Below are 15,622 nucleotides of genomic sequence, written 5' to 3' on the forward strand. Positions count from 1 at the left end.
AAATGCCGGGTGACTCTGTACTTGTAGGCCCGGCAAGCGAAGTGCCGCCGGGCAATGTATTTACTTGCGACTGGCCAGTACGTCTTTCTCGTACGCGCGGACGTTCTCCAGCCACTGGCTGCCTGCTGGCGTATCATGGCGCTGGCAGTACATTTCCCATACCGCCTGCCACGGCAGCGATTTCTGCTCCTCCAGCAGCGCCAGGCGGGCGGTGTAATCGCCGTCCAGCTCCAGCTGACGCAGTTCGGCGGTCGGCTCCAGCAGCGCGCGCAGCAGGGCTTTCTTCATATTGCGGGTGCCGATGACCCACGCCGCGATGCGGTTGATGGAAGCGTCGAAGAAGTCCAGACCGATGTGAACGCGGTCGAACAGATCGTGACGGATGATTTCGCTGGCAATGGCCTGGGTTTCGTCATCCAGCAGCACCACATGGTCGCTGTCCCAGCGCACCGGGCGGCTGACGTGCAGCAGCAGGCGCGGCACAAACAGCATCGCGGCAGAGATTTTGTCAGAGATGACTTCTGTCGGGTGGAAATGACCCGCATCGAGACACAGCGCGGTCTGGCGGCTGGTGGCGTACCCCATGTAGAACTCGTTCGAGCCCACGGTGTAGCTCTCGGCACCAATGCCGAACAGCTTGCTTTCCACGGCATCAATGTGGTGCGCCGGGTTCAGTTTTTCGCTGATGATCTCGTCCAGTGCATTCAGCAAACGCTGGCGCGGTGCGAAGCGGTCAACGGTAAGGTCTTTCATACCGTCGGGGATCCAGATGTTCATCACCGACGGGGTGCCCAGTTGCTCGCCGAAATACGCTGATACGCGGCGGCTGGCCTTGCAGTGGTCAATCCAGAACTGGCGGATCTCGTCATTCGCGTGGGCGAGGGTGAAGCCATCGGCGCTCAGCGGGTGAGAGAAGCAGGAGGGGTTGAAATCCAGTCCCAACTGGTGGGTTTTGGCCCATTTTACCCAATTGACGAAATGTTCCGGTTTGATGTCGTTACGGGCGACCGGTGCGTCGGATTCAAGATAAATCGCGTGCAGATTCAGGCGCTTTGGTCCCGGGATCAGGCTTAACGCCAGTTCGAGATCGGCGCGAAGTTCCGTGGCGTTGCGTGCTTTCCCAGGATAGTTGCCGGTAGCCTGGATCCCGCCGGTTAACGCGCCGGTCGGGTTTTCGAAACCGGCCACGTCGTCGCCCTGCCAGCAATGCATTGAAACCGGTAAGCGATCGAGCTGGCGCAGTGCCTGCTCGACATCCACGCCGACGGCGGCAAAACGCTGTTTAGCCAGTTCCCATGCCTGTTCTGTTTGAGTGGTCATGCGCAAAGCTCCTTTGTCTGTGGTTGCGGCTGAAACTGCGCAACATAGCGGGCAATTTCATGGTTCGGATTGGGTGTATAAGTGATCAGGTCGTAGTTTTTACTTACCACCTGACGAAAATCGTCGACGTTATTCAGCTCATCCAGCGTCATCAGCTGAATACCGATGTTGCCGAGTGTTGATGCCTCTGTCGGTCCGGCGATCACGGTGATACCGCAGGCGTCGGCGCACAGTTGGTTAAGCAGTGGGTTCTGGCAGCCGCCGCCCACAATATGTAACTGGCTGAATGGCTGACCGCGCAGGGCGGTGAGTTCTGCCAGCACGCGGGCATACAGCAACGCCAGACTGTCAAAAATACAGCGCGCCAGCTGCGCCGCTGTAGCGGGTACCGGTTGCTCGCTTTCGCGGCAAGCGGTCTGGATTTCCGCGCTCATGTTGTCGGGGTTAATGAAGCGGTCGTCGTTGGGGTTGATGACGAAGCGGCAGGCCGGCAGCGTTGCGGTGTCGGCGATCAGCGCCTGCAGATCCGTAACGTTTTGTTCCCGCAGCACGCGTTGCAGCAACCACAGACCCATAATGTTTTTCAGCACGCGATAGCGGCCTTCCGCACCGCCTTCATTGGTGATGTTGGCCTGCAAGGCCGCATCGCTGGTGCAGGGCGTTTTGCTCTCAAAGCCCATCAGTGACCAGGTACCGGAAGAGAGATATGCCGCATCATTGCCGTGCAGCGGCGAGGCGATAACCGCGCTGGCAGTATCGTGGCTGGCCACCGCCACTACCGGAATGGCATTACCTTGCGGGCAGCGCCAGTGACCGATGATGTTGCCAGGGTGCGTCGGCGTGCCAAACCAGCGGCGCGGAACGCCTGTCCAGTCGAGCAGTTTCTCGTCCCAGTTATCGGTGTTAATGTTGACCAGTTGTGTGGTGGTGGCGTTGGTATATTCCCAGTTCAGCTTGCCGGTCAGGCGGTAGCTGAAATAGTCGGGGATCAGCAGGGCATGGGCCACGCGGTCGAGCAGTTCCGGCTGTTGCGTTGCCAGCGCATGAAGCTGATAGAGTGTATTAAACGACAGAAACTGAATGCCGCTACGCTGGTAAATATCAGCTTTGCCCAACTGCGCTTGCGCTTGTTGCATCACGCCCTGCGTGCGGCTGTCGCGATAGGAAACCGGCAGCCCGACGCGCTGGCCCTGCTTGTCCAGCAGCACATAGTCGACGCCCCAGGTGTCGATGCCGATGCTGTCGATGAGAATGCCCCCGGCGCAGATGTTTTCCAGCCCGCGACGAATACCCGCCTCAAGACTATCGATATCCCAGCAGTCAAAGCCGTCCCTTTTTTGCAGGCAGTTCACAAAGCGATGCGCTTCGCGAAGCGACAAAGTACGATGTTCGCGGTCGTAGCTGGCAAGCATCACACGCCCGCTGGAAGCGCCTAAATCTACGGCGACACAATGGCGAAAAGTCATCTCAGGGATCCTTCAGATAATCAGTGCATTCAGTCTAAAAAGAGCGCAGCGGCGCTACCTTCTCGTTACTGACAGGCGAAAATTGGCGCTGGCAAGAAAGCAAAGGTGAAGGTGAGACAGCTCACAGTTTCCAGTTTTGAGCCTGATCTGGCCTGGTGTGACGTTCGCCGCATTTCCTGATTTTTCCGGACGTTTCTTGAAAAAATGGCAGGCTATGCGTGCTTTATTGTCAAAAATTCAAGGTGAGATTGCCGCGCCCCACTTATTATCCTGATAACTTTTCTCATCGGGTGGGAGGCGTTATGACCGTGTTGCACTGTGTGGATTTTTTCCCGTCGGGCATCGCTTCGGTGGCGATCGAACCGCGGCTCCCACAGCCCGAATTTCCCGAACATCATCATGATTTTCATGAGATTGTTATCGTTGAGCATGGTACAGGCATTCACGTTTTTAACGGTCAGCCTTATACCATAAGCGGCGGTACGGTCTGTTTTGTGCGTGATCATGACCGCCATCTTTACGAGCACACCGATAACCTCTGCCTGACTAATGTGTTGTACCGCTCGCCGGAGGTGTTCCAGTTCCTCGCCGGGCTGCACAGGCTGTTGCCGCAGGAGCAGGACGGCGTGTATCCCTCCCACTGGCGTGTCAATCAGAGCGCATTACAGCAGGTGCGGCAGATCGTGGCACAAATGGAAAGGCAGGACGAGGGCAACGATGCGCATACCATCGCCAATCGTGAAATCCTGTTTATGCAGCTGTTGATCCAGTTGCGCAAAAGCAGCCTCGCGGCGGAGGCCACCAATAACGATGCCCGGTTGAATCAACTGATTGCCTGGCTGGACGATCATTTTGCCGACGAGGTGTGTTGGGAAGGGGTCGCAGAACGCTTTTCGTTGTCGTTGCGCACCCTGCACCGTCAGCTCAAGCAGCACACGGGGCTGACGCCGCAGCGGTATCTGAACCGGGTACGCCTGACGAAAGCACGTCATCTGTTGCGTCATAGCGATGAAAGTGTGACAGATATCGCGTTTCGCTGCGGTTTCGGCGACAGTAACCACTTTTCGACGTTGTTTCGCCGCGAATTTAACTGGTCACCGCGGGATATTCGTCAGGGGCGAGACGCCAGCCTCCAGTAACGCGAAACCAGTCACCGTTTTTTGCCAGCTAAAAAGTCAATAATGGCGGGTTGTTAGCAATGAGGTGGCACTATGCCTGGTGAGCTTATTCTTCGCAAAGCGGACTTTTTTGCGTCGCCCGACCAGGCGGTGGCGGTGGCTGATCGTTATCCGCAAAACGTGTTTGCCGAACATACTCATGAATTCTGCGAACTGGTGCTGGTGTGGCGCGGCAACGGCCTGCATATCCTCAATGACCGTCCTTACCGCATTACCCGCGGCGATCTGTTTTATATTCGTGCCGAAGACAAACACGCCTACGCCTCGGTGAACGATCTGGTTTTACAGAATATTATTTACTGCCCGGAGAGGCTGACGCTGAATCTCGACTGGGCGGCGCATATTCCCGGTCTGCATGGTTCGCGCTGGTCATCGCACTGGCGGATCGGCAGCAGCGGAATGGCGCAGGCACGGCAGGTGATAAGCCAGCTCGAACATGAAAGCAACCGGCAGGATGTGCTATCCGGCGGAATGGCGGAGCTACTGTTCGCGCAGCTGGTCTTAACCCTGGGACGTCACCGCTACGCCACGGATAATCTCGCCGCGACGCACCGCGAAGCCCTTCTGGATAAGCTGATTACCGCACTGGCTGGCAGTCTCAACCGACCCTTCGCGCTGGATGCGTTTTGTGTTCAGGAGGGATGTAGCGAGCGGGGATTACGCCAGCAGTTTCGTAGCCAGACCGGCATGACTATCAGTCAGTATCTGCGCCAGCTGCGGATTTGCCACGCGCAGTATCTGCTTCAGCATACCGAGCAGCTGATCAGCGATATCGCGATGTTGTGCGGCTTTGAAGACAGTAACTATTTTTCAGTGGTGTTTAACCGGGAAGTGGGGATGACGCCAGGGCAGTGGCGTCATCGCAGTCGCGTTACTTAATTCGCCATGCCGAGGCCCACGATATTGGCGGCAATGATAATCACCACACAACCGAGGCTTAGCACACCCACCGGACGGCGTCCCGCATTGTTCCACTCTTTCAATACCAGCCCTACCAGTCCACCGCACAGCACATAGAAACTCATGTGCAGCATCCAGCTCATATAGTCATACTGCGCCGGAATGCGGGCGTGACCCCAGGCATAAAAGAAGAACTGGAAATACCACATCAGACCGCCCAGCATAGAAAGCAGAACGTTGCTGATGATCAGTGGTTTTGCCAGTGAGAAGTCGGCTTTTACCGACAGTTCCTTCACTTTTGCCAGACGAATGAAGCAGAAACCCAGGTTGATGATCGCCCCGCCGCCCATGATAACGACATAGCTCGGCAGCGCGACATACAGCGGGTCGACGCCTAACGCGGCGGCGGCTTCGTGCATCGGTTTGGCGGCGTTCATGGCAAATGACATGCCGGCTGAGAAAATCCCGCACATGATCGCCAGCGCCAGGCCTTTCTTCAGGTTGAACTCTTCCGCCGTGATGCCCATTTTGCGCTCTTTTAGCTGCCCTGCGCGGGTCACGATCCCCACGCCGATGAGCGCAACCAGAACACCCAGCAGCGTCATCTGACCGCCAGGGGTGTGAATCAACACACCAAAGTTGCCGTTAATAATCGGCGTCATCAGTGTTCCGACCACCAGGGTGATGCCGATGGCGATACCGATCCCCATCGACATACCGAGATAGCGCATGGTCAGGCCATAGTTGATGTTACCCACCCCCCACATGGCGCCAAACAGAAATACCGGCAGCAACGTGGAGGAGGAGAAAGAGCCGTAATAGGCCCAGAAATCAGGAAGCAGCATGGCGCTGACGGCCCAGGGCAGGATCAGCCAGGAGACAACGCCCCCGATCGACCACATGGTTTCCCAGGACCAGTGTTTGACTTTTTTAAACGGGGCATAGAAACAGGCTGCACTGGCTGCGCCTATCAAATGCCAAAAAATACCCATCGTAATCGCGTGACTCATTGTTTTTATCCTCACCGTTGAAGTCGATGAATCTTCATCTGACGGGATGAGTGTAAAAATTGTACAACGCATTAACCTTCGATCGGTTGCCGCGATATGCGCCAGACTGGCAATGAGCACATAATGGGGATGAGCGGCCTCACAAAAACAACGTCATAACCAAAAGTTATAACCTTATTAAAACTACGGCATTGATAAACATTTTCAATATCATTTAATTAACTATAATGAACCAACTGATTACGCGGCGTTAACACCTCTGCCGCCCGACAATAATGGAGATGACTATGAGCTATACATTACCATCGCTGCCATACGCTTATGATGCACTGGAACCGCACTTCGACAAACAAACGATGGAAATCCATCACACTAAGCATCATCAGACCTATGTGAACAACGCGAATGCGGCACTGGAAAGCCTGCCGGAATTCGCCAGCCTGCCGGTTGAAGAACTGATCACTAAACTGGATCAGCTGCCAGCGGACAAAAAAACCGTACTGCGTAACAACGCAGGCGGTCACGCTAACCACAGCCTGTTCTGGAAAGGCCTGAAAAAAGGCACCACTCTGCAGGGCGATCTGAAGGCCGCGATTGAGCGCGATTTCGGTTCTGTTGAGAAATTTAAAGAAGAGTTCGAGAAAGCCGCTGCCACCCGTTTCGGCTCTGGCTGGGCGTGGCTGGTACTGAAAGGCGACAAACTGGCGGTGGTTTCTACCGCAAACCAGGATTCCCCGTTAATGGGTGAAGCCATTTCTGGCACGTCCGGTTTCCCGATCCTGGGCCTGGATGTGTGGGAGCACGCTTACTATCTGAAATTCCAGAACCGTCGTCCGGACTACATCAAAGCGTTCTGGGATGTCGTTAACTGGGACGAAGCTGCTGCCCGTTTCGCCGCGAAAAAATAAGTTTTCACTGCCTTCGGGCATGAACGAAACCCCGCCTTTCACGGCGGGGTTTTTTATTGCCTGTCTTCCGTCTCATGTGATGTTTATCACCTTTAGAAACATTGATCTGATAAATTTAAAATGGAGTTTCAATTTGTAATTTAGATCACTTTTCTCTCTTACAAGAATGTCTATTGTGGCTGCATCAAATACTGCTGATGGGTATGTGGAAAGCAGAAGTCGGCGGCAACAATTTATAATTCAGTAAGTTAAGGTGAGAATATGCAGATCAAACGTGCGATAGAAAAAATACCGGGTGGTATGATGCTTGTTCCGTTGTTTTTGGGCGCGCTCTGCCATACCTTCTCCCCCGGCGCTGGTAAATATTTTGGGTCCTTTACCAATGGGTTGATTACCGGCACCGTGCCAATTCTGGCCGTCTGGTTCTTCTGCATGGGGGCTTCCATCAAGCTCAGCGCAACCGGTACGGTATTACGTAAATCCGGTACGCTGGTGGTGACCAAAATCGCCGTGGCGTGGGTGGTGGCAGCGATTGCGTCGCGCATTATTCCGGAGCATGGCGTTGAGGCTGGTTTCTTTGCCGGTATGTCCACACTGGCGCTGGTCGCGGCGATGGACATGACCAATGGTGGTCTGTATGCGTCTATCATGCAGCAGTACGGCACCAAAGAAGAAGCGGGTGCGTTTGTTCTGATGTCACTGGAATCTGGTCCGCTAATGACCATGATTATCCTCGGCACTGCGGGTATCGCCTCCTTTGAACCGCATGTGTTTGTCGGTGCGGTGCTGCCGTTCCTGGTCGGTTTCGCGCTGGGCAACCTTGACCCGGATCTGCGCGATTTCTTCAGTAACGCCGTCCATACGCTGATTCCTTTCTTCGCCTTCGCGCTGGGTAATACCATTGATTTGACCGTGATCGCACAGACCGGTCTGCTGGGTATCCTGCTGGGTCTGGCGGTGATTGTGGTGACCGGTATTCCGCTGATTATCGCGGATAAGTACATCGGCGGCGGCGACGGGACGGCGGGGCTTGCCGCGTCCAGCTCTGCAGGCGCGGCGGTAGCAACACCGGTGCTGATTGCGGAAATGATCCCGGCATTCAAACCGATGGCGCCAGCAGCTACTTCACTGGTCGCAACTTCGGTGATTGTCACCTCCATTCTGGTGCCTATCCTGACCTCCATCTGGTCACGTAAAGTGAAAGGTCAGGCAGCCGCGGTGGAGATCCGCGAAACGGTTAAATAACTAATCGTTATAGATCATAAAAAAGCCCGGCACTGCCGGGCTTTTTGTCGTTACTGGATGCCAAATACGCTGTCGATGTGCTGGCATTGTGCGGCGCTAAGCTCGCCACCAAAATTGCGTGAGTGAGGCTGGCAGTAGCCAAACTTGCGCGATACCACCGTTTTAATGGTGGTGACAAAATCATCGCCAATCGAATAGATCGACATGAAACGACCAATCTCCCGCTGAACATTGTGCAGCGTCTGGAAATCGCCAGCGGCCCAGGCTTCCCGCGCCTGCACGAACAACTCTGGCATGATGTTGTTCAGCCCGGAAATGATCCCCGCGCCGCCGGCCAGCAGGTTAGGAATGAAGTATTCGTCATAACCGGAAAGCACCGCGAAATCATTGCGTACAGCTTCGGTGGCAAGAATGATATTGCGCGTATGGGACTGGCAATCCACGGTGTCTTTAATCCCGGCAAAATTCGGAAACTCTTTCGCCAGCGTCGCGGTGATTTCCGGGGTGATGTCGCAACCGGTACGCGCCGGGAAATTGTAGGCGAACCATTTACCGCTGAACTGTTTGCCGAGCGCTCTGAAGTAGCTCAATAACTGGTTAGCGGTTTGCCCGTAATAGTAGGGCGGCAGCACCATCACGCCATCATAACCAGTCCGGAACGCTTCTTCCGCCATGCGCACGATATCCGCCACGCAGGTGGAAGAGACGTTAGCGACCATCGCCAACGGTGACATGGCGCGCGCCTCGCGAATGAGTTTCAGTCTCTCCACAAGGCTTAGCGAAGCAAATTCGCCGATACTGCCCATCAGCAAAATGACATCGATTCTCGCCGCCGTCAGGCGGGCGAGATGCTGAGAGAGACCGTTCATATCGAGCGCGCCCTGTGCATCCATCGGCGTAATCGAAGGGCACCAGACGCCGGAAAAACGAGAATGCGTGGTCATAGTGTAGACTCCTTTTTGTGAAATGGCGTTTCAAATAATCTTCATGAATAACACGAACAATGAAACATAAGGTTTACGCCAGTCGCATTTTGCTTAGTCAATGCGCAAAAAAATGTGTTCTACTATCGTCTGCGATGACAAAAGGGAAGGGAGAACAGATGCGATATCCGGTGGAGGTTTTTACAGGCAGGATCCGTGACTATGCAGGCAGTGGGCCGAGCGCCATCGCCAAAATTCAGCTCGACGGCGAACTGATGCTGACAGATCTGGGGCTGGAAGGCGACGAGCAGGCGGAAAAGAAGTATCACGGTGGGCCTGATCGCGCGCTGTGCCATTATCCGCGTGAGCATTACGCTGACTGGGCGCGGCAGTTTCCCGAACTGGCAGAGCAGTTCTGCGCCCCGGCATTTGGTGAGAACTTATCGACCGAGGGGCTGACTGAACAGAACGCCTTTATCGGTGATATCTTTCGTTGGGGCGAGGCGCTGATTCAAATCACACAGCCGCGCTCTCCCTGCTACAAGCTCAATTATCATTTTAACATCAGCGACATGGCATCGCAGATGCAGAGCAGCGGCAAGGTAGGCTGGCTGTATCGCGTCATTGCGCCAGGAAAAGTGTCCAGTGAATTACCGCTGGAGCTGGTATCGCGGCTGAGCGAGATTTCGGTTTATGAGGCAGCGGCCATTGCCTGGCATCTGCCGTTTGATGACGAGCAGTATCACCGTTTATTGTCGGCAGCGGGGTTATCGGTCAGTTGGGCGAGAACGATGCAGAAACGGCGTTTAAACGGCGAGATCGAGGATAATTCGCGGCGGCTGACGGGGAAATAACCCTCTCCCCGGGGAGAGGGGGGCGTTTTATTATGGCGCACGCTTGTACAGCGGCAGCCAGATCGTCAGACGTAAGCCACCGAGCGGACTGTCGTCCGCTTTCACCCAGCCGCGATGTTGCTGGATGGCGGTTTCAACAATCGCCAGACCCAGGCCAGTGCCGCCGGATTCGCGATCCCGCGCCTCGTCGGTACGGTAGAACGGGCGGAAAATCTGCTCTCTGTCTTCCGGGCTTACGCCCGGGCCGTCATCATCCACGTTAATGGTGATGCCGTCTTTATCCACCGCGAACGCCACCGAGATTTTGGTGTGCGAATAACGCAGCGCGTTGCGAACGATATTTTCAAACGCACTCTCGAGCGCATTCGGGTTACCGTACAGCGGCCACGGGCCCGGCGGGTATTCTACGGTGAAGGATTTGCCGACCTGTTCGGCTTCGAATGCGGCATTGTCGAGCACTTCACTCCACAGTTGGTTCGCTTTCAGCGTTTCACTGACCAGCGCGTTCTTCTGCTGATTGCGCGACATCACCAACAGATCATTGATCATGCTGTCCAGACGCTGCGCTTCCGTCTCAATGCGCTCCAGCTCTTTGCTCTCACCCGCACGGCGACGCAGAAGCGCTGTACCGAGCTGTAAGCGCGTCAACGGCGTGCGAAGCTCGTGGGAGATGTCCGACAGCAAACGCTGCTGGGTGGTCATCATACGCTCCAGCGCGGTCACCATCTGGTTAAAGCTGGCGCCTGCCGCCAGGAACTCCTGCGGCCCGGCTTCCAGTTCCGGGTGCTGGCGTAAATTCCCCTGCGCCACTTCATCTGCCGCGTTTTTTAGCTTACGGGCGGGTTTCGCCAGGCTCCACGCCAGCCACAGCAACAACGGCGAACTGACCAGCATGGTGACAATCAATAACAGCAACGGGCGGTCAAACAGCAGATTGATAAAATCGGATTGCGAACTGCTGGCAGGACGAATCAGATAGAGCTGGTAATTATCCTCCCCATCGCGGATGGCAAAGGGCCCTACCAGTTCTACCCGACCATACTTTTTCTTTTGCGGGTGATCGGCGTTATCTGCCTGGCCGATGAAGTTACGGATGATCTGCATTTCGCTGCGCTCGGCGCCGATCACGCGTCCTTCACTGGTGACCAGCAACAGGCGCTGCCCCGGAGGTGCCCATTTATCAATAGCGCGAAACAGACGGCGCCACCACATCAGGTCATTAGGAGGATCGTTGGCCAGCTCAGCTTCAACGTGCTGTTCAATCATCAGACCCTGACGCTGCTCACTCTCCAGCAATTCGGTCATCTGACGCGAATCCAGTTTCGGCAACATCAATACCAGCATCAGCACCAGTGCCAGCGTTAACCAGAAGATGGCAAAGATACGTGCGGTCAAACTTCCTATCATGAAGCGGATACCATCAGATAACCGCGGCCACGCAGGGTTTTAAACCACGGATGACCGTCCTTGCGCTCTGGCAACTTACGGCGCAGGTTGGAGATATGCATATCGATCGCGCGGTCGAAAGGTGTTAAGCGTTTGCCCAGCACTTCCTGGCTGAGGTGTTCGCGGGAGACCACCTGGCCGAGATGCTGCGCCAGCAGGTATAACAGTGTGAATTCGGTACCGGTCAGTTCCAGCGCCTGGCCGTCGAAGCTCGCTTCCTGACGCCCCGGGTTGAGGCTTAATGCGTCGACTTCGAGCGTCGGCGAACCGTTGTCACTGTTCTGCTGTTGTTCGCTCCAATGGGAACGACGCAGAATCGCGCGAATACGGGCTACCAGTTCACGATCGTTGAACGGTTTCGGTAAATAGTCATCTGCGCCAAGCTCAAGGCCCAGCACGCGATCCAGTTCGCTGCCGCGCGCGGTCAGCATAATAACGGGAGTCTGGTGTGTCTGTCGTAACTCTTTAAGCGTGTCGATACCGTTTTTCTTCGGCATCATCACATCGAGTAAAAGCAGGTCGATGCTGTCGTCGAGCAGCGCCAGCGCCTGTTCACCATCATGGGCAACCAGAACGTTGAAGCCTTCCATGTCCAGCAACTCCTTTAACAGGGAGGTGAGCTCCCGGTCATCATCAACTAACAGGATTTTATTCATTGTTTAAATACCTCCGAGGCAGAAATTACGTCATCAAGGCTCGCTAATCCATGACTTTACGTTGTTTTACACCCCCTGACGCATGTTTGCAGCCTGAATCGTAGACTGTCTCTCGTTGAATCGCGACATTAAAGTTTTTGGGAGCAAGTGATGCGCAAAGTTATCGCTGCCGTCATGGCCTCAACGCTGGCGCTAAGTGCTTATAGCCAGGCTGCTGAAGTCGTCACCAGCGTTAACGGGCAGCCGAATGTCGGCTCCGCCCAGCGAAACGGCCAGAACCAGATGTTTGATGGCATAAGTTTAACCGAACATCAGCGCCAACAGATGCGGGATCTTATGCAACGAGCGCGGCACGACCAGCCCCCCGTTAATGTTAGCGAACAGGAGATAATGCACCGGCTTATCACTGCAAATCATTTTGATGAAACCGCTGTCCGCGCCCAGGCTGAAAAGATGGCGCAAGAACAGGTCGCTCGCCAGGTTGAAATGGCGAAGGTACGAAATCAGATGTACCACCTGTTAACCCCGGAGCAGCAGGCGGTTTTAAATAGTAAGCATCAGCAACGAATGGATCAGTTGCGAGAGATTGCCAGGATGCAGCAAAACGCAGCCATGGCGCTTTCCAGTAGCAGTAGTACCCTGAGTCACCAGTAACAAACCCTGTTTTCCTTGCCATAGACACCATCCCTGTTTTCTTTGCCCTTATCCCCGAATGATTCGGGGATTTTTTTATCAGACACTTAGATAAATCCCTTTAAAATCAATTCCCCCTGTTTCAGACTGAAGCGGATGCAGGGGGATAAATACCCGTATGGCGTAGTCAGACTGTAGTCAACATTGTCATACGGACAGGCCTCCACCCAGCGGGTTCAGCGTCACAGCATGCTGCAGAAAATCCGGTGCCAGATGTGCATAAACCATCGTCTGTTTTATGCTGGCATGCCCGAGTGTCTGTTGCAGTGCGATGATGTTTCCCCCGTTCATCATGAACCAGCTCGCAAATGTGTGTCGGAGTACGTGCGTCGCCTGACCGCGAGGCAGATCCGGCTTGACATCTTTCAGACGTTCGCAGAACTTTTCGTAATCCACATTGAACAACGGCCCGCTTTCCCGTGTTTTTATTTCCCTTTCCAGCACATCAGAGATCGGCACCACGCGTTTTTTGCCGTTCTTTGTTTTCAGATACGTAACGCGACCATGTATCACCTGCTCTGCCCGCAGACTGCTGGCCTCGCCCCATCGGGCGCCAGTACTCAGGCAGAGTAATGCCACTCTGCGATCATCACCATCAAGCGCCTCGAGCAGACGACGAATTTCTGATTTTGTGAGATACGTCATTTCCGGTGGTGTTTCTTTCATCGGCTCAAGCCCGGTGCATGGGTTTTCATTTCTGAACTCACCAAGTTTTATCAGAGTGCTGAACATACCGGACAGGCGGTATATGTCGCGGTTAATTGTTGATGCCTTGATCCCGCATTCAAGTCGTAGCCCGCGAAGCCTGGCGATACTCTGCCTGTTCAGGCGGTTAACTGCCGGATCACCAAGTGCCCTGATGGTTTTTGCAAGATGCCGCTTTTCCGCCTCGCCGTTCTCCAGTGTTTGCCCGTACAGCAGCCACCAGATGCCAAGCAGATCACTGAGTGTTCGCCGATCAGTAGTGGCGCCAAGCCATTCCTTTTTTTCGACGTTAGCCATTACCCAGCGTTCAAAAAGAACAGCCTCCTGCTTCTTGTCAAATCTCCTGCGGATACGCTTTCCGTTACGTCCACGCGGGTACATGTCCACTTCATACTGTCCACCTTCGAGCTTCTTAATCGACATAGCGAAGCCCTCCGGTCAGGTTGCTGTTTTGCGTCTGATGTTCTAGCGCATAAAAGAACCAGATTTTTAGCCAGATTTCTGGCCTGACTGGCGAAATTTTGTGCTCTCTTGACCATCAGGGGAGAGAGCCGGGGAAATCTGCCCCGCGGCCAGCGCTGTGCTGTCAGTCATCAGCCATAGTGCATATTTTTTAAATCTTGGATGTTTTGTGATCCTCAGCAAAATATCGCTACCAACACTCTCAACTCTTCCAGTTTCGTAGTATTTCTGCGTACCTGCTGGAATGCCTGTTAATTCAAAGAATTGCTGCCTCGTTAGACCTTCCGCATCTCTTACTGCCCGAATTTTTTCGCCGATACCGCTTGACTGGGTTGGTATTTCTACCATAATCTCTCTCCTAAAGGGTGGTGATTTATACCGTTAATTGACGGAGTATCTGCACTAACAGGCAGATACAAGAAGACACAGACGGATAAATAGCCTGAATTGTGGAGGGTATCACGAATGCGCGGAAAACTTGAGCGTGGCAGCAGTGCAGGTGAGGAGATGACTGGCGGAGCCGACATAACCGACAGCTTCCGCCGTACTTATCAGGTCACTCCAGGAATAACCGGATACCTGATTTGTATCAATGATGACGAGACCCGTTCTGAGGTTGCCCCTCAGACAGCTTCATCTTTTGAACATAAACAAGAAGAAACCTGATGGTATCTTCTGCTTGCTCGACGGTGAGACCGGTAAAGAACTCTCCAGCCGCCGGAAGTTTGATATTTTCCGACAACCGATAATCAAAACGAAGGCAGGCAAGATTATTGGCAATACGGTAATCAAGTCCTGCAGGAATAATAATATCGAACTTTTTTTCTGTCATTGAGCGTTCCTTCTGGTTGTATGAGAGCACCAGAGTACCACGCGCCGGGCGTGGATAAAGATCCCCGGCATCAGATGACAAATGTGGGTAAGTGAGTCATTACTGTGCTGGAAATATGAAGTGGACAGAACGGTGATGGTAAAAGGCGGAGGAGTCCCCCGCCTGTAACTAACAGTCATCAGTCCATAGCAAAGCGGTCAATAGGGTATTTGGCACAGCTTTTCAGGAGGATTTCGGATGCGAGTTCGCGGATGGTTGATGATGGATATTCGTTACTTGCTGCCTGAACAGGAGTTTCGTCAAGAGCATCGAGAACATACTTCATTCGCTCAATGATTTTGTCGTGTTCGCTCACGGTGAGACCCTCAAATATTTATTTAGCCGATGGATGTTCAGCGTCAATACCGAACATTTCACGGTAACGGTGGGAGTGCTGTAGCGGATGAAGAAAACCGCCACTTCCATTGGTAATTTTAGCGGACTCAAAAACATCATCGGACAAAGATGATATGTAAGCTTCCGCACTGTCATTCGAAGTGTGAGTGGCATTATGTGTAAGTAATAAATTGGGTGGGTTCATGATTTCAATTACCCACTGAGAATTAACATGTGAGATAAGAAAGATGCATCGATAGTCATCATCAGTATTTTTTATAAAATTTAGTTCGTCTCTGCTGTGAATTATTAATGGATTGCTGGAACCAATGCGGAAAAGTTCGGCGTTTCTTCTGACTGACGTGAATTGGGTGAATACCTGACTTCTGATTAGCTCATGTACGCCATTATTAAGGAGCCAGTACCAGTTATCGTTTTCTGACAGGATTGTAATATCCATATGGAAACTCCAGAAACACAAGATTTTTTCGTTAAACGTTCAGAACAGGTAGCGGAAAACATGCTGATTGCTCTGAATAATTACACTTATGAAGAGGCCGCAAGCATGATTGATTGGCTTTAGATGCGGACAAGGAAAAGAGCATACCACAAAACCCATGCGCCTGGCATGGATTAAGAATCCATGCAT

At 53.6% G+C, this 15,622-nt stretch carries 17 protein-coding genes; 6 read left to right on the forward strand and 11 right to left on the reverse strand.

Annotated elements, in window-relative coordinates:
• Positions 1-60 precede the first annotated feature (60 nt).
• The gene (rhaA, locus tag GTGU_RS20155; RefSeq protein ID WP_038161508.1) at positions 61-1,320 is read right to left on the reverse strand and encodes an L-rhamnose isomerase; all 1,260 of its coding nucleotides are present in this window, start codon (positions 1,318-1,320) and stop codon (positions 61-63) included.
• The gene (gene rhaB, locus GTGU_RS20160) at positions 1,317-2,786 is read right to left on the reverse strand and encodes a rhamnulokinase (protein WP_038161511.1); all 1,470 of its coding nucleotides are present in this window, start codon (positions 2,784-2,786) and stop codon (positions 1,317-1,319) included. Before rhaB ends, rhaA begins: the two co-directional genes overlap by 4 nt.
• Before the next feature lie 302 nt (positions 2,787-3,088).
• On the opposite strand from rhaB, the gene rhaS reads away from it, so the two are divergent.
• Both rhaS and rhaR read left to right on the forward strand, forming a co-directional pair.
• Positions 3,089-3,925, forward strand: coding sequence for an HTH-type transcriptional activator RhaS (rhaS, locus tag GTGU_RS20165; RefSeq protein WP_038161514.1), 837 nt, complete (start codon positions 3,089-3,091; stop codon positions 3,923-3,925).
• Positions 3,926-3,997: 72 nt separating this feature from the next.
• Positions 3,998-4,843, forward strand: a complete 846-nt coding sequence (gene rhaR, locus GTGU_RS20170) for an HTH-type transcriptional activator RhaR (protein WP_038161518.1) — start codon at positions 3,998-4,000, stop codon at positions 4,841-4,843.
• Here the strand turns inward: rhaR and rhaT are convergent.
• Positions 4,840-5,874 carry an L-rhamnose/proton symporter RhaT gene (gene rhaT / locus GTGU_RS20175; protein WP_038161521.1) on the reverse strand — a complete coding sequence of 345 codons (1,035 nt, stop codon included), beginning with the start codon at positions 5,872-5,874 and terminating at the stop codon, positions 4,840-4,842. The two genes, rhaR and rhaT, sit on opposite strands and share 4 nt — an antisense overlap.
• Positions 5,875-6,161: 287 nt before the next feature.
• Between rhaT and sodA the strand changes: the two genes are divergently transcribed.
• Positions 6,162-6,782 (forward strand): superoxide dismutase [Mn], encoded by a 621-nt coding sequence (gene sodA / locus GTGU_RS20180; RefSeq protein WP_038161524.1) that lies wholly within the window; start codon positions 6,162-6,164, stop codon positions 6,780-6,782.
• Between the two features lie 261 nt (positions 6,783-7,043).
• Complete coding sequence (gene kdgT / locus GTGU_RS20185; protein WP_038161526.1) at positions 7,044-8,027, forward strand: 2-keto-3-deoxygluconate transporter; 984 nt, start codon at positions 7,044-7,046, stop codon at positions 8,025-8,027.
• Positions 8,028-8,077: 50 nt separating this feature from the next.
• Here the strand turns inward: kdgT and GTGU_RS20190 are convergent, their stop codons facing one another.
• Entirely contained in the window at positions 8,078-8,971 is an 894-nt protein-coding gene (locus tag GTGU_RS20190; protein ID WP_038161529.1) for a dihydrodipicolinate synthase family protein, read from the reverse strand.
• Between the two features lie 134 nt (positions 8,972-9,105).
• Here GTGU_RS20190 and yiiM point away from each other — a divergent pair, with 134 nt between their 5' ends.
• Entirely contained in the window at positions 9,106-9,804 is a 699-nt protein-coding gene (yiiM, locus tag GTGU_RS20195) for a 6-hydroxyaminopurine reductase (RefSeq protein WP_169741190.1), read from the forward strand.
• A gap of 30 nt (positions 9,805-9,834) precedes the next feature.
• Here yiiM and cpxA read toward each other — a convergent pair whose 3' ends face one another.
• A complete protein-coding gene (gene cpxA / locus GTGU_RS20200; protein WP_038161535.1) occupies positions 9,835-11,211 on the reverse strand; it encodes an envelope stress sensor histidine kinase CpxA in 1,377 nt (458 codons plus the stop codon).
• Positions 11,208-11,906: an envelope stress response regulator transcription factor CpxR gene (gene cpxR / locus GTGU_RS20205; protein ID WP_038161537.1), complete on the reverse strand. Its 699-nt coding sequence runs from the start codon at positions 11,904-11,906 to the stop codon at positions 11,208-11,210. Before cpxR ends, cpxA begins: the two co-directional genes overlap by 4 nt.
• A gap of 150 nt (positions 11,907-12,056) precedes the next feature.
• Here cpxR and cpxP point away from each other — a divergent pair, with 150 nt between their 5' ends.
• The gene (gene cpxP, locus GTGU_RS20210; RefSeq protein WP_038161539.1) at positions 12,057-12,560 is read left to right on the forward strand and encodes a cell-envelope stress modulator CpxP; all 504 of its coding nucleotides are present in this window, start codon (positions 12,057-12,059) and stop codon (positions 12,558-12,560) included.
• A gap of 186 nt (positions 12,561-12,746) precedes the next feature.
• Here cpxP and GTGU_RS20215 read toward each other — a convergent pair whose 3' ends face one another.
• The 5 genes from GTGU_RS20215 to GTGU_RS20230 all read right to left on the reverse strand — a co-directional run bounded on the left by GTGU_RS20215 (position 12,747) and on the right by GTGU_RS20230 (position 15,433).
• Positions 12,747-13,727 carry a phage integrase gene (locus GTGU_RS20215; RefSeq protein ID WP_038161542.1) on the reverse strand — a complete coding sequence of 327 codons (981 nt, stop codon included), beginning with the start codon at positions 13,725-13,727 and terminating at the stop codon, positions 12,747-12,749.
• A gap of 66 nt (positions 13,728-13,793) precedes the next feature.
• Positions 13,794-14,114 carry a helix-turn-helix domain-containing protein gene (locus tag GTGU_RS20220; RefSeq protein ID WP_038161545.1) on the reverse strand — a complete coding sequence of 107 codons (321 nt, stop codon included), beginning with the start codon at positions 14,112-14,114 and terminating at the stop codon, positions 13,794-13,796.
• Positions 14,115-14,355: 241 nt separating this feature from the next.
• Positions 14,356-14,598 (reverse strand): hypothetical protein, encoded by a 243-nt coding sequence (locus GTGU_RS20225; protein ID WP_038161548.1) that lies wholly within the window; start codon positions 14,596-14,598, stop codon positions 14,356-14,358.
• A 178-nt stretch (positions 14,599-14,776) separates the two neighbouring features.
• Positions 14,777-14,953 carry a hypothetical protein gene (locus GTGU_RS25850; protein WP_156964217.1) on the reverse strand — a complete coding sequence of 59 codons (177 nt, stop codon included), beginning with the start codon at positions 14,951-14,953 and terminating at the stop codon, positions 14,777-14,779.
• A gap of 18 nt (positions 14,954-14,971) precedes the next feature.
• The gene (locus tag GTGU_RS20230; protein WP_038161551.1) at positions 14,972-15,433 is read right to left on the reverse strand and encodes a hypothetical protein; all 462 of its coding nucleotides are present in this window, start codon (positions 15,431-15,433) and stop codon (positions 14,972-14,974) included.
• Positions 15,434-15,622: the final 189 nt, after the last annotated feature.

The organism is Trabulsiella guamensis ATCC 49490, assembly GCF_000734965.1.
GTDB lineage: Bacteria > Pseudomonadota > Gammaproteobacteria > Enterobacterales > Enterobacteriaceae > Trabulsiella > Trabulsiella guamensis.

Coding starts and splice junctions, on each gene's coding strand:
- rhaB (WP_038161511.1), bottom strand. CDS start 2,786: ATGACTTTTCGCCATTGTGTCGCCGTAGATTTAGGCGCTTCCAGCGGG.
- cpxP (WP_038161539.1), top strand. CDS start 12,057: ATGCGCAAAGTTATCGCTGCCGTCATGGCCTCAACGCTGGCGCTAAGT.
- GTGU_RS20225 (WP_038161548.1), bottom strand. CDS start 14,598: ATGACAGAAAAAAAGTTCGATATTATTATTCCTGCAGGACTTGATTAC.
- GTGU_RS20190 (WP_038161529.1), bottom strand. CDS start 8,971: ATGACCACGCATTCTCGTTTTTCCGGCGTCTGGTGCCCTTCGATTACG.
- GTGU_RS20220 (WP_038161545.1), bottom strand. CDS start 14,114: ATGGTAGAAATACCAACCCAGTCAAGCGGTATCGGCGAAAAAATTCGG.
- sodA (WP_038161524.1), top strand. CDS start 6,162: ATGAGCTATACATTACCATCGCTGCCATACGCTTATGATGCACTGGAA.
- rhaA (WP_038161508.1), bottom strand. CDS start 1,320: ATGACCACTCAAACAGAACAGGCATGGGAACTGGCTAAACAGCGTTTT.
- cpxA (WP_038161535.1), bottom strand. CDS start 11,211: ATGATAGGAAGTTTGACCGCACGTATCTTTGCCATCTTCTGGTTAACG.
- GTGU_RS20215 (WP_038161542.1), bottom strand. CDS start 13,727: ATGTCGATTAAGAAGCTCGAAGGTGGACAGTATGAAGTGGACATGTAC.
- rhaT (WP_038161521.1), bottom strand. CDS start 5,874: ATGAGTCACGCGATTACGATGGGTATTTTTTGGCATTTGATAGGCGCA.
- yiiM (WP_169741190.1), top strand. CDS start 9,106: ATGACAAAAGGGAAGGGAGAACAGATGCGATATCCGGTGGAGGTTTTT.
- rhaS (WP_038161514.1), top strand. CDS start 3,089: ATGACCGTGTTGCACTGTGTGGATTTTTTCCCGTCGGGCATCGCTTCG.
- rhaR (WP_038161518.1), top strand. CDS start 3,998: ATGCCTGGTGAGCTTATTCTTCGCAAAGCGGACTTTTTTGCGTCGCCC.
- cpxR (WP_038161537.1), bottom strand. CDS start 11,906: ATGAATAAAATCCTGTTAGTTGATGATGACCGGGAGCTCACCTCCCTG.
- GTGU_RS20230 (WP_038161551.1), bottom strand. CDS start 15,433: ATGGATATTACAATCCTGTCAGAAAACGATAACTGGTACTGGCTCCTT.
- kdgT (WP_038161526.1), top strand. CDS start 7,044: ATGCAGATCAAACGTGCGATAGAAAAAATACCGGGTGGTATGATGCTT.